The organism is Pseudomonas sp. MMS21 TM103, assembly GCF_022132145.1.
Taxonomy (GTDB): domain Bacteria; phylum Pseudomonadota; class Gammaproteobacteria; order Pseudomonadales; family Pseudomonadaceae; genus Aquipseudomonas.
In genome coordinates this window covers 674356-685688 of the sequence record NZ_JAJISP010000002.1, presented here as the reverse complement: position 1 = coordinate 685688, position 11333 = coordinate 674356, and the positions used below count along the sequence as shown (strand labels likewise).

Annotated in this window: 15 protein-coding genes; 13 read left to right on the top strand and 2 right to left on the bottom strand. The window is 62.8% G+C overall.

Features of this window, described 5'->3' with window-relative positions; all coding sequences use genetic code 11:
- The first annotated feature begins 2 nt into the window (after positions 1-2).
- The 3 genes from LJY18_RS10210 to LJY18_RS10200 all read left to right on the top strand — a co-directional run bounded on the left by LJY18_RS10210 (position 3) and on the right by LJY18_RS10200 (position 1784).
- Positions 3-803 carry a CheW domain-containing protein gene (locus tag LJY18_RS10210; RefSeq protein ID WP_238041687.1) on the top strand — a complete coding sequence of 267 codons (801 nt, stop codon included), beginning with the start codon at positions 3-5 and terminating at the stop codon, positions 801-803.
- Between the two features lie 102 nt (positions 804-905).
- On the top strand, positions 906-1385 hold the full coding sequence (locus tag LJY18_RS10205) for a chemotaxis protein CheW (RefSeq protein WP_238041686.1): 480 nt from the start codon (positions 906-908) through the stop codon (positions 1383-1385).
- 3 nt (positions 1386-1388) lie between these two features.
- Positions 1389-1784, top strand: coding sequence for a DUF2802 domain-containing protein (locus LJY18_RS10200; protein ID WP_238041685.1), 396 nt, complete (start codon positions 1389-1391; stop codon positions 1782-1784).
- 202 nt (positions 1785-1986) lie between these two features.
- On the opposite strand, the gene LJY18_RS10195 is transcribed toward LJY18_RS10200, so the two are convergent.
- Entirely contained in the window at positions 1987-2313 is a 327-nt protein-coding gene (locus LJY18_RS10195) for an EscU/YscU/HrcU family type III secretion system export apparatus switch protein (RefSeq protein ID WP_238041684.1), read from the bottom strand.
- Entirely contained in the window at positions 2310-3854 is a 1545-nt protein-coding gene (gene fliK / locus LJY18_RS10190) for a flagellar hook-length control protein FliK (RefSeq protein WP_238041683.1), read from the bottom strand. The genes LJY18_RS10195 and fliK overlap by 4 nt, the downstream gene beginning before the upstream one ends.
- Positions 3855-4006: 152 nt before the next feature.
- On the opposite strand from fliK, the gene ccmA reads away from it, so the two are divergent.
- The 10 genes from ccmA (at position 4007) to LJY18_RS10140 (ending at position 11273) form a co-directional block, all read left to right on the top strand.
- Entirely contained in the window at positions 4007-4642 is a 636-nt protein-coding gene (ccmA, locus tag LJY18_RS10185; protein ID WP_300650390.1) for a cytochrome c biogenesis heme-transporting ATPase CcmA, read from the top strand.
- Complete coding sequence (gene ccmB, locus LJY18_RS10180; protein WP_238041682.1) at positions 4639-5310, top strand: heme exporter protein CcmB; 672 nt, start codon at positions 4639-4641, stop codon at positions 5308-5310. Before ccmA ends, ccmB begins: the two co-directional genes overlap by 4 nt.
- Before the next feature lie 63 nt (positions 5311-5373).
- Positions 5374-6132, top strand: coding sequence for a heme ABC transporter permease (locus LJY18_RS10175; protein ID WP_238041868.1), 759 nt, complete (start codon positions 5374-5376; stop codon positions 6130-6132).
- Complete coding sequence (gene ccmD, locus LJY18_RS10170; protein ID WP_238041681.1) at positions 6129-6305, top strand: heme exporter protein CcmD; 177 nt, start codon at positions 6129-6131, stop codon at positions 6303-6305. Before LJY18_RS10175 ends, ccmD begins: the two co-directional genes overlap by 4 nt.
- The gene (gene ccmE / locus LJY18_RS10165) at positions 6302-6769 is read left to right on the top strand and encodes a cytochrome c maturation protein CcmE (RefSeq protein ID WP_238041680.1); all 468 of its coding nucleotides are present in this window, start codon (positions 6302-6304) and stop codon (positions 6767-6769) included. The genes ccmD and ccmE overlap by 4 nt, the downstream gene beginning before the upstream one ends.
- Positions 6766-8739, top strand: a complete 1974-nt coding sequence (locus LJY18_RS10160; RefSeq protein ID WP_238041679.1) for a heme lyase CcmF/NrfE family subunit — start codon at positions 6766-6768, stop codon at positions 8737-8739. Before ccmE ends, LJY18_RS10160 begins: the two co-directional genes overlap by 4 nt.
- On the top strand, positions 8736-9272 hold the full coding sequence (locus LJY18_RS10155) for a DsbE family thiol:disulfide interchange protein (protein WP_238041678.1): 537 nt from the start codon (positions 8736-8738) through the stop codon (positions 9270-9272). The genes LJY18_RS10160 and LJY18_RS10155 overlap by 4 nt, the downstream gene beginning before the upstream one ends.
- Positions 9269-9754, top strand: coding sequence for a cytochrome c-type biogenesis protein (locus tag LJY18_RS10150; protein WP_238041677.1), 486 nt, complete (start codon positions 9269-9271; stop codon positions 9752-9754). The genes LJY18_RS10155 and LJY18_RS10150 overlap by 4 nt, the downstream gene beginning before the upstream one ends.
- Positions 9751-10956, top strand: coding sequence for a c-type cytochrome biogenesis protein CcmI (ccmI, locus tag LJY18_RS10145; protein WP_238041676.1), 1206 nt, complete (start codon positions 9751-9753; stop codon positions 10954-10956). Before LJY18_RS10150 ends, ccmI begins: the two co-directional genes overlap by 4 nt.
- Entirely contained in the window at positions 10953-11273 is a 321-nt protein-coding gene (locus tag LJY18_RS10140; protein ID WP_238041675.1) for a hypothetical protein, read from the top strand. The genes ccmI and LJY18_RS10140 overlap by 4 nt, the downstream gene beginning before the upstream one ends.
- Positions 11274-11333: the final 60 nt, after the last annotated feature.

Here is an 11333-nt window from a genome sequence, read left to right as displayed (position 1 = left end):
CTATGAGTCGTCCCGTCGCCACCGCCACGCGTCCCCAGTTGGCCTTGCAGTCCTATCTGGACAGCTTGTTGCAGGAGGCTGCTGTTGAACTGGCCGAGAGCAGCATCGACGAGTTCGCGGCCGCGGTGCTGGAGGAGCAGGTGCGCGATGCCGGCCTGCCCTCAGCAGTACCCGTGCAGGCGCTGGCTGAGCCGCAGCCGGTTGTCATGCCGCTGCTCGAACCGATACCTGCTGTGGTCGCTCAGCCGGTGTCGGTTGAGTCGGTGATCGAGGTCAATCTGCCCGCCGCAACGCTGAATCTGCTGCCTGGCTTGCAGCCGGGAGAGCGGCCGGAGTGGGCACAGGAGCCATTCGAATGCCTGTTGTTCGACGTCGCCGGTCTGACCTTGGCCGTGCCGCTGGTATGCCTGGGTTCGATCTTTCCGCTGGCGGGGCAGGAATTGACGCCATTATTTGGCCAGCCGGACTGGTTTCTCGGCATACTGCCGTGCCCGGCCGGTAACCTGAAAGTCCTGGATACCGCGCGCTGGGTAATGCCTGATCGTTATCGCGATGATTTTCGCCAGGGTTTGCAGTATGTGATCTCAGTCGAAGGCTATGAGTGGGGGCTGGCCGTGCATCAGGTCAGTCGTTCGATTCGCCTGGATCCAAATGAGATCAAGTGGCGCAGTCAGCGCACGTTGCGACCTTGGCTGGCAGGCACCGTGATCGAGCACATGTGCGCCTTGCTGGATGTGGCGGCCCTGGCCGAGCTGATTGCCAGTGGCGCGGCCAAGCGCATGGCCAATGGCCGAGCTCACTGATTGATAAATGATAGGCTCGCCCTTGTGGCGAGCCTGACGGATGATGACAGGCGGTTTGAACCGCGCACGCCGCCCAGAGCGGCTTACGACGAGGCTAGGGATATGAAGAAGAATTCTGCACAGGGCGCTGAAGATCCCATCCTGCAATGGGTGACCTTCCACCTGGACAATGAAACCTATGGCATCAATGTGATGCAGGTTCAGGAAGTGCTGCGTTACACCGAGATCGCTCCCGTTCCCGGCGCACCTAGCTACGTGCTGGGCATCATCAATCTGCGGGGCAATGTGGTGACGGTGATCGACACCCGCCAGCGTTTCGGCCTGGACTCGGCGCCGGTCACCGACAATACCCGCGTCGTGATCATCGAGGCGGACAAGCAAGTGGTCGGCATCATGGTCGACAGCGTGGCCGAGGTGGTCTACCTGCGTCAGTCCGAGGTGGAAACCGCGCCGAATGTCGGTAACGACGAGTCGGCCAAGTTCATCCAGGGTGTGTGCAACAAGAATGGCGAGTTACTGATTCTGGTCGAGCTGGACAAGATGATGAGCGAAGAAGAGTGGTCCGAGCTGGAGAGTATCTAACTAATGCTTGAGATCGCGCTATTCCTGCTCGGGGTGGTGTGCCTTGGGTTGGTTGGCACCTGCGTCTGGCTGGCCATGCAGCAGCGCCATCTGGCGTCGCTGCAGGCCGAGCGGGATGCGGCGCGCGATCTGCGGATCAAGGAGTTGAGTAAGCGCCTGGATATCTATCTGGCAGGCAGCGTGCGCATGGGTGAAGAACTGCACGAGCTACGGCAGATCGTTGCGCCACTGCCGGACAAGCTCAGTCAGATCGAGCAGCGCGACCCGAGCAGTCTGTCGTTCACCCAGGCCGCACGCCTGGTTGGTCTGGGGGCCAGCGTCGATGACCTGACCCAGTCCTGCGGGCTGAGCAAGGCCGAGGCGGAGCTGATCAGCAAGCTCAACCAGCCCAGGCGCTGAGCGCTTGTAAACAACTCCCGCCTACAGCGGCCATCTCCAAACGCCTGCAGCGTGCCTTGCCGCGAACGGCTGGAGACGGTCTCACGACGACACTCCATATTTTCACAACCTCTTAGCGTGGGGGCAAAAGCCGGCCCCGCAACCCACATTCACTGATTTCATCGGCGCCGAATCCTGGCCATCTGCAGCCTGGCGCTGCTATTCAGCGTGGCGGGCCGTCGAGCAGTGGAAGTGGCGGGGTGATGTCGTTGTCGCGCTGGAAACCCGGCGGGCACTTGCCCTTCAAGTGCCACGCAAACGCGATGATTTCGGCAATGCAGCGATACAGTTGCTCGGGGATCGCCTCGCCCAGTTCCAGGCGTGCCAGCAGGCGCACCAGGTCGGCATTCTCGTAGATGGGCACTTCATATTCGCGGGCGATGGCGAGAATCGCTTCGGCCAACTCGTCATCGCCCTTGGCGCTGAGGTTGGGCGCGTTTTGCCCGTCATAGGTCAGGGCGATGGCTTGGCGCGGTGCTGGTGTTTTCATGCGGTTTCGTCAACCCAGCGTTGTTCCAGGCTGGTCCTTGGTCCCTGGGGTGGAGTGCCTTGATTGCAGGCCAGTTCGCCGACATTCAGGCCGGCGGCGGTCAGGCGTTCACGCAGCGTGTTCAGCTCGGCATCGATCAGGCTGGCGGTATGCGGGCGCTCGGCCCAGAGCTGGCTGGAGAGGCTGCCACGGGCCAGCTGGGCCTGGACTTGCAACGGCCCCAGGGGCTCCAGGTCAAAGGCCAGTTCGACCTTCCATAGCGATTCCTTGGGTTCGTGGTCATTCGGCTTCTGCGGTTCTTCGTGCTGGATTTTTACCTGCAGGGGCACCAGCGCCTGCTGGTCGCGCATGGGCAGTTCCAGTTGCCAGGTGGTCAGCAGGTTGCCATCCGGGCCGATCTGGCTCTGCGCCAGGCTCGACAGCTGATGGGTTTGCAGGCGCGAGACGGCGGCGGCGGCCAGTTTCAGCAGGGTTTGCAGATCCGCTTCACCCTCCATCGACTGCAACAGGCGCGATGGCAGGGGAAAGCGTAAGGCCTGTTGGCGTGCGCTGGATTGGCCCAGGGACCCGAGTAGGTCACGGGCGAATGCCGGCAGCGCCTGGGCCATGGCTGCGCTGGCGTTGGCCGTGGCCAGCGGTGCGCCGCTCGCCAGAGTGGGCAGCAGTTGGCTGATCAGGCGCAGCAGGTTGGCCTTCATGTCCGTCGGCAGGGCCTGGCCCTGGCCACCGAGCAGCTTGCTTTCGAGGAACAAACCACTATTTGCCATGGCCTGGCTCAGTCCTTTGCCGGTGCTGAGTTGGGCGGCATCGGGCAGGGTCGTGAACAGTTTGTCGATGCTGGTGCGCAGGCCTTCCGGCAGTGACGCCTTGCCCTCTACACCTTGCAGGGCCTTGAACAAGCCCTCCAGTGAGCCCTGGCGGTTTTGCTGGCTGGCCAGTTGCTGGCTTAACTCGAGCTGATCGAGACGCCCGCTGAGGGGCAGGAAACTCAGTGCCTGGCTGCCTTGCACCTGAGCGCTGAGCAGGCTGCCGAGGGGCAGCGCCAGGGGGGTTTCCAGTGACAGTTTGCTGCCAGCCAGCGGGGTGTTGAGCAGGCTCACGACTACCTTGTAGAGCACCTGCTGTGCTTTGGCTTGGGCCAGCTGTTCGCGCGCCACGACCTTGCCTTGCAGCATGGTGCCGATCGGCAGTTGTTCGAGGTCCAGGCTGGTCAGGGCTTTTTCACCACCGGCCAGCAGGGCCACCGCCAGGCGACTTTCCGAGAGTGCCGTGACCATCAGGGCGGTGCCTTGGGCCAGGGGGCGTGGACTGCTGGCCTGCAGGGTGGTCTGCTGCCCATTGTTCAGCGTCACCTTGAGCAGCAGCTGGAAGCTCTGCGCGACTTCCTTGAGGGCGACCACCTCGGCCTTGGCGGTCTCGCCGCTGGACAGCAGGCCTTGCAGTGGCTGCAGCAGCTTTAGTGCCAGGTCGCTTGCCGGCGCACTGGCACGACTGCTCGGTGGCGTTGGCGCGATTGGACGGGAACTGCTGATTTCGCTCATTGGCGGGTTACACCCTGTCGAAAATGCCCACTGCGGGGGGCAGGGCATGGCATGTATAATCGCGCCCCGTCTGGGTCGGCTGCGCATTTAACTTGCGTCAGTATAGCGGCCGGGACACTGCCGACTTGAACCGCTTTTTAGGTGCATATGCCGTGACCAGCCCTCTTCTTGAAGCCGTGGCGCTCTCCTGTGAGCGGGATTGGCGCATGCTGTTCGAACGGCTCGAGTTGCGTTTGGCGGCCGGTGAGATGTTGCAGGTTTGCGGTCCCAACGGCAGTGGCAAGACCAGTCTGCTGCGCTTGCTCGCCGGGCTGATGCAGCCGACGGCCGGCGAAGTCCGCCTGAATGGGCAGCCGCTGGGCTCGCAGCGCAGCGAGCTGGCACGTAATCTGTTGTGGATTGGCCATGCCGCCGGGATCAAGGGTCTGCTCACGGCCGAAGAAAACCTGGCCTGGTTGTGTGCGCTGCATCGTCCGGCCGAACGCACGGCGATCTGGCAGGCGCTGGAGGCCGTTGGCCTGCGCGGTTTCGAGGATGTGCCCTGTCATACCCTGTCTGCCGGCCAGCAGCGTCGTGTCGCGCTGGCCCGCTTGTATCTGGACGGGCCACCATTGTGGATCCTCGATGAACCTTTCACCGCCCTCGACAAGCTCGCGGTGGCGCAACTGGAAAACCACCTGGCGTGGCACTGCGAAATGGGTGGTCTGGTGCTGCTGACTACCCACCATACGCTGACGGTCAAGCCCGCCGGTTACCGCGAGCTTGATCTGGGGCAGCGTATTCTATGAGCAATGTGTTCAGTTTATTGGTCGCGCGCGAAGCGCGATTGTTGTTTCGCCGGCCTGCCGAGCTGGCCAATCCGCTGGTGTTCTTCGCCATCGTGATCGCGCTGTTTCCGTTGGCCGTGGGGCCGGAGACCCAGTTGTTGCAAACCCTGTCGCCAGGTCTTGTGTGGGTGGCGGCATTATTGGCTGTCTTGCTCTCGCTGGATGGCATGTTTCGTAGCGATTTCGAGGATGGCTCGCTGGAACAGTGGGTCCTTTCGCCGCACCCCTTGCCTCTTCTGGTATTGGCCAAGGTACTGGCAAACTGGCTGTTTTCTGGCCTGGCCTTGGTGCTGCTGGCGCCCTTGTTGGCCCTGATGCTCGGTTTGCCCGGGCGTTGCCTGCCGGTGCTGTTGCTCTCGCTGCTGCTCGGCACGCCGGTGCTCAGCCTGCTCGGCGCAGTCGGTGCGGCGCTGACGGTGGGCCTCAAGCGTGGCGGCCTGCTGCTGGCGCTGCTGATTCTGCCGCTGTATATCCCGGTGCTGATTCTTGGCAGCGGGGCGTTGCAAGCCAGCCTGCAAGGATTGCCGGCGGTTGGTCACCTGTTGTGGCTGGCCAGCCTCACCGCCTTGGCGGTGACCTTGACACCTTTTGCGATTGCCGCCGGTCTGACGATTAGTGTCGGCGAGTGATCTACAACCGTGCTACCGAGGACGGCCAATGCGCGGCCATTACCTCGGAGAATGATGAGTAATCTGATGAACTGGACGTGGTTTCACAAGCTGGGCTCGCCCAAGTGGTTTTATGAAATCAGCGGACGCTTGCTGCCCTGGCTGAGCGCGGCTGCCATAGTGTTGCTGGCGGTTGGGATTGTCTGGGGGCTGGCGTTTGCGCCACCGGACTACCAGCAGGGCAACAGCTTCCGCATCATCTATATCCATGTGCCGGCAGCGTTTCTGGCCCAGTCGGTCTACGTCATGCTGGCGGTGGCCGGTGTGGTCGGCCTGGTGTGGAAAATGAAGATCGCCGATGTCGCGGTACAACAGGCGGCACCCATTGGGGCCTGGATGACCGTGATCGCATTGGTGACTGGCGCCATCTGGGGCAAGCCGACCTGGGGCACCTACTGGGTCTGGGATGCACGCCTGACCTCGATGCTGATCCTCTTGTTCCTGTATTTTGGTGTGATCGCTCTCGGCCAGGCCATCACCAACCGCGACAGTGCGGCCAAGGCTTGTGCGGTCTTGGCCATCGTCGGGGTGATCAACATCCCGATCATCAAATACTCGGTGGAATGGTGGAATACCCTGCACCAACCCGCCACTTTCAGCGTGATCGAAAAACCGGCCATGCCGCTGGAAATGTGGCTGCCACTGCTGATCATGGTGCTTGGCTTCTACTGTTTCTTCGGTGTCGTATTGTTGCTGCGCATGCGCCTCGAGGTGCTCAAGCGTGAGGCGCGCAGCAGCTGGGCCATGGCCGAGGTCAAAGCTCAGGTGGAGAAAAAACTATGAGCTTCAACTCGTTTGCCGAGTTTCTCGCCATGGGCACTCATGGCGCCTACGTCTGGTCGTCCTTTGGCATCAGCGTGGCCGTGCTGGCGCTGAATATCGTACTGCCGCTTTTGGCACGCCGCCGTTACCTGCAAGACGAGGCGCGTCGCTTGCGCCGGGAGAAATTGCAATGAAGCCTGTTCGCAAGAAGCGCCTGTTCATCATCCTGGCGATCCTCGCCGGCGTGGGTATCGCCGTGGCCTTGGCCCTGAGTGCGCTGCAGCAGAATATCAACCTGTTCTATACGCCGACCCAGATCGCCAACGGCGAGGCGCCACAAGACACGCGCATCCGCGCTGGCGGGCTGGTGGAAGAGGGGTCGGTCAAGCGCTCCAGCGATTCCCTGGAAACCGACTTCGTGGTGACCGACGGAGCGGAAAGCGTGACCATTCGCTACAGCGGCATCCTTCCTGACCTGTTCCGCGAAGGCCAGGGCATCGTGGCCATGGGCAAGGTCAATGCCGATGGCGTGTTGATCGCTGACCAGGTGCTGGCCAAGCATGATGAAAACTACATGCCGCCGGAAGTCATGCAGGCCTTGGAGCAAAGCGCAATGAAGCAAAAGCATGACGCGGCCACACAAGGGGGTGCGCAATGATTCCTGAACTCGGCCATCTGGCGATGATCCTGGCCCTGTGCCTGAGCCTGGTACAGGCCAGCCTGCCGATGATCGGTGCCTGGCGCGGCGATCGGCAGTGGATGAGCCTGGCGCAGCCCGCAGCCTGGGGCCAGTTCGCCTTCCTGGTCTTCGCCTTCCTGTGCCTGACCTATGCCTTCATGGTCGACGACTTTTCCGTTGCCTATGTGGCCCATAACTCCAACAGCGCGCTGCCTTGGTACTACAAGTTCAGTGCGGTGTGGGGCGCCCACGAGGGCTCGCTGCTGCTCTGGGCATTGATCCTGGCCGGCTGGACCTTTGCCGTGTCGATCTTCTCCCGTCAGTTGCCCGAGGAGATGCTCGCCCGCGTGCTCGGGGTGATGGGCATGATCAGTATTGGCTTCCTGCTATTCCTGATCGTCACCTCCAACCCTTTCGAGCGCTTGCTGCCGAACACTCCGATGGACGGCCGCGACCTCAACCCGCTGCTGCAGGATTTCGGCCTGATCATCCATCCGCCGATGCTCTACATGGGCTACGTCGGTTTCTCGGTGGCCTTCGCTTTCGCCATCGCCGCCTTGCTCGGCGGCAAGCTGGATGCGGCCTGGGCGCGCTGGTCGCGGCCCTGGACCATAGTTGCCTGGGCCTTCCTCGGCATCGGCATCGCCCTCGGCTCCTGGTGGGCCTATTACGAACTCGGCTGGGGCGGCTGGTGGTTCTGGGACCCGGTGGAGAACGCCTCCTTCATGCCCTGGCTGGTCGGTACCGCACTGATCCACTCTCTGGCAGTGACCGAGAAACGCGGGGTGTTCAAGAGCTGGACGGTGCTGCTGGCGATTGCCGCCTTCTCCCTGAGTCTGCTCGGCACCTTTCTGGTCCGTTCCGGGGTACTGACCTCGGTGCATGCGTTTGCCACCGACCCTGCGCGCGGCGTGTTCATCCTGGCCTTCCTGTTAATCGTGGTCGGCGGGTCGCTGGCCCTGTTCGCCATCCGGGCGCCGGTGGTCAAGAGTCAGGTCGGTTTCGCCCTCTGGTCGCGCGAGACCCTGTTGTTCGTGAATAACCTGATCCTGGTGGTGGCGGCCGCCATGATTCTGCTCGGCACCCTCTATCCGCTGGTGCTGGATGCCATGACCGGGGCCAAGCTGTCGGTGGGTCCGCCGTACTTCAACGCGCTGTTCGTGCCGCTGATGGGCCTGCTGATGGCGATGATTGCGATCGGTGTGCTGGTGCGCTGGAAGGACACGCCGCTGCGTTGGTTGCTTGGCATGCTGGCCCCGGTATTGATCGGCAGCGTGGTATTGGCGGTACTGGCGACCTTCATGCTTGGCGATTTCAGTTGGGCGGTATTGGGTGTCTGCCTGTTGTCCGCTTGGGTGGTATTGGCTGGAGTGCGCGACATTCATGCCAAGACCCGCCACAAGGGCCTGCTCAGGGGCCTGCCAAGCCTGACCCGCAGCTACTGGGGCATGCAGACGGCGCACCTCGGCCTGGCCGTGTGCGCGCTTGGGGTTATCCTCACCAGCATGGGTAGCTTCGAGCGTGACATGCGCATGGCACCAGGCGACTCGGTGGAAATGGGTGGTTACCAATTCATCTTCGAGGGCGCCGAACACTTCGAAGGGCCGAATTTCACCTCGGACAAAGGCACCGTGCGCATCCTTGAAGACGGCCAGCAGATCGCCGTGCTGCACCCGGAGAAGCGCCTGTATACCGTGCAGCAATCGGTAATGACCGAGGCCGGGATCGACGCCGGCATCACCCGCGACCTGTTCGTTGCCCTGGGTGAACCGCTGGAAGAGGGTGCCTGGGCCGTGCGCGTACACATCAAGCCGTTCGTGCGCTGGATCTGGTTCGGCGCCTTGCTGATGGGCTTTGGTGGCTTCCTCTCGGCATCCGACAAGCGCTACCGGATGAAGGTGACCACCCGCGTGCGGGAGGCCCTGGGCATGGCGGGAGCGCAAGCATGAAGCGGCTGATTCTGTTGTTGCCGCTGGCGATCTTTCTCGGCGTGGCGCTGTTTCTCTACCGCGGTCTGTTCCTCGATCCCTCCGAGTTGCCTTCGGCGTTGATCGGCAAGCCATTCCCGGCGTTTTCCCTGCCCGCGGTAGAGGGCGATAAAAGCATCAGCCAGGAAGACCTCAAGGGCCAGCCGGCACTGGTCAATGTCTGGGCCACCTGGTGTGTCTCTTGCCGGGTCGAGCATCCGGTATTGAACAAGCTGGCGCAGCTGGGCGTGACCATCCATGGGGTCAATTACAAGGATGACAACGCCGCGGCACAGAAGTGGTTGGCCGACTTCCACGACCCCTACGAGCTCAATATCAATGATGCACGCGGTTCGCTGGGTCTGGATCTGGGTGTGTACGGCGCGCCCGAGACCTTCCTGATCGACAAGGACGGCATCATTCGCCACAAGTTCGTTGGTGTGATCGACGAGCGGGTCTGGCGCGAAAAACTGGCGCCGCTGTATCAAACGCTGGTCGACGAGGTCACACCATGAAGCGTTTGCTCAGCGCCGCCGTGCTCGGCCTGGTCCTGCTCGGCACCGCCCAGGCGGCCATCGATACCTACGAGTTCGCCGACGAGGCGCAGCGTCAGCGTTATCGCAGCCTGATTGAGGAACTGCGCTGCCCCAAGTGCCAGAACCAGAACATCGCGGATTCCGATGCGCCGATTGCCATGGATCTGCGTGCCGAGGTCTATCGGATGATGGGGGAGGGCCAGAGCAACGAGCAGATCATCGATTTCCTGGTCTCGCGTTATGGCGATTTCGTCCTCTACAAGCCGCCGGTCACGGCGCGCACCCTGTTGCTCTGGTATGGCCCGGCCGGTCTGTTGCTCAGTGGCTTCGTGCTGCTCGGCGTGGTGGTACTGCGTCGCCGGGGCAGAAAGTCCGTGGGCTCGAGCGGTCTTTCCGCCGATGAACAGCAACGCCTGGCTGCCCTGTTAAATCACACGCCTCAGGATAAGAAAGACCGATGATCGAATTCTGGCTGTCCGCCGGCCTGCTGTTGCTGGCTGCCCTGGGTTTTCTGCTGATACCGGTCCTGCGAGGCCGCAAGGCCCAGGCCGAAGAAGACCGCACCGCATTGAATGTCACCCTCTATCAGGAACGCCTGCAGGAGCTGGAGAATCAGCGCCAGGCCGGTGCGCTGAGCGATGAGCAATGGCAAAACGGTCGCGACGAAGCGGCCCGCGAACTGTTGGCCGACACCGAGGGTGCCGAGAGCAAGGCCAGGGTCGGCGTGCTCGGCAGCAAGGTGCCGCTGACCGCCGCCTTGCTGATGCCGCTGCTGGGTTACGGCTTGTACCTCTATTGGGGCGCGATCGACGACGTCGAACGCGCGCGGACCTTCGCCGAGCAGCCGCAGACCATCGAAGCGATGACCGCGCGCCTGGAGGCGTCGGTGAAGGCTGATCCGAAGTCCGCCGAAGGCTGGTATTTCCTCGGTCGTACCTACATGGCCCAGGGGCGTGCAGCTGACGCTGCCACAGCGTTCGAACGCGCGGTGGAGAACAGCGGGCGCGAGCCGGAGTTGCTCGGCCAGTGGGCCCAGGCCTTGTATTTCGCAAGCGACAAACAGTGGACCGAGCAGCTGCAGGCGCTGACCGATGAAGCGTTGAAGGCCGACCCGGCGGAAGTCACCAGTCTCGGCCTGCTCGGCATTGCCGCTTATGAGGAAGGGCGTTTCGAGAAGGCCATTGGCTTCTGGGAACGTCTGGTGGCCGTATTGCCTGAACAGGACCCCTCACGGCAAGCCATTCAGGGCGGAATTGCCCGTGCCCGTGAACGCCTTGCTGCGCCGACGGATGCACCGCCAGTTGCCGCCGTGCCCCAGCAATTGACCGTCAAGGTCGACCTGGCTGCGGCACTGAAAGACAAGGTACAGCCGAACGACAGCGTGTTCGTCTTTGCCCGTGCCGCGTCCGGTCCGCCGATGCCGCTGGCGGTCAAGCGCCTGACCGTGGCCGATCTGCCGGCCGAGGTCAGTCTGTCGGACAGTGACGCGATGATGCCGCAGCTGAAAATTTCCGGATTCGAGCAAGTCCTGTTGGTCGCACGGATTTCGCGCAGCGGCGATGCCACCGCCGGTGAATGGATTGGCCGCAGCCAACCATTGGCCAGCAGCACCACCGAGCCGCAACAACTGACCATCGATACCGCCGAAGGCCAAGCGCAATGAGCCGATGGCGAGCGATTGTCCTGGCCATCGGCTTGTCGAGTCTGGCCGGCTGTGCGGTGCAGAGCACGGCGCCGATCGGTCAATTGCCAGTGACCAAGTCACATCCGCGCTATGCGCCACCGCCAGGGGCGCAAAGCCACTGGGATGCGGGGTTGGGGGTCTATGTAGTAGAAGGCGCGCGCGATCTGTATTACCGCGAGCGCACCTACTACCGCTGGAGCAGTGGCTGGAGTTGGGCGACCAATCCGCAAGGGCCGTGGCAACCGACCGACAGCAGCGGCGTGCCACCGGGCCTGTACCGCCGGTACGCGCAGTAACGCTGTCGTCGGGTGGGCGGGGCGGCGATCCGCTTCAGCCCACCGCTGCCGTCGGGGCGG

Excerpts from the sequence above, each read along its gene's own strand:
- LJY18_RS10205 (WP_238041686.1), top strand. The coding sequence starts at position 906 with ATGAAGAAGAATTCTGCACAGGGCGCTGAAGATCCCATCCTGCAATGG.
- ccmE (WP_238041680.1), top strand. The coding sequence starts at position 6,302 with ATGAAGCCTGTTCGCAAGAAGCGCCTGTTCATCATCCTGGCGATCCTC.
- LJY18_RS10140 (WP_238041675.1), top strand. The coding sequence starts at position 10,953 with ATGAGCCGATGGCGAGCGATTGTCCTGGCCATCGGCTTGTCGAGTCTG.
- LJY18_RS10195 (WP_238041684.1), bottom strand. The coding sequence starts at position 2,313 with ATGAAAACACCAGCACCGCGCCAAGCCATCGCCCTGACCTATGACGGG.
- ccmI (WP_238041676.1), top strand. The coding sequence starts at position 9,751 with ATGATCGAATTCTGGCTGTCCGCCGGCCTGCTGTTGCTGGCTGCCCTG.
- LJY18_RS10160 (WP_238041679.1), top strand. The coding sequence starts at position 6,766 with ATGATTCCTGAACTCGGCCATCTGGCGATGATCCTGGCCCTGTGCCTG.
- ccmB (WP_238041682.1), top strand. The coding sequence starts at position 4,639 with ATGAGCAATGTGTTCAGTTTATTGGTCGCGCGCGAAGCGCGATTGTTG.
- LJY18_RS10155 (WP_238041678.1), top strand. The coding sequence starts at position 8,736 with ATGAAGCGGCTGATTCTGTTGTTGCCGCTGGCGATCTTTCTCGGCGTG.
- LJY18_RS10150 (WP_238041677.1), top strand. The coding sequence starts at position 9,269 with ATGAAGCGTTTGCTCAGCGCCGCCGTGCTCGGCCTGGTCCTGCTCGGC.
- ccmD (WP_238041681.1), top strand. The coding sequence starts at position 6,129 with ATGAGCTTCAACTCGTTTGCCGAGTTTCTCGCCATGGGCACTCATGGC.
- LJY18_RS10210 (WP_238041687.1), top strand. The coding sequence starts at position 3 with ATGAGTCGTCCCGTCGCCACCGCCACGCGTCCCCAGTTGGCCTTGCAG.
- LJY18_RS10200 (WP_238041685.1), top strand. The coding sequence starts at position 1,389 with ATGCTTGAGATCGCGCTATTCCTGCTCGGGGTGGTGTGCCTTGGGTTG.
- fliK (WP_238041683.1), bottom strand. The coding sequence starts at position 3,854 with ATGAGCGAAATCAGCAGTTCCCGTCCAATCGCGCCAACGCCACCGAGC.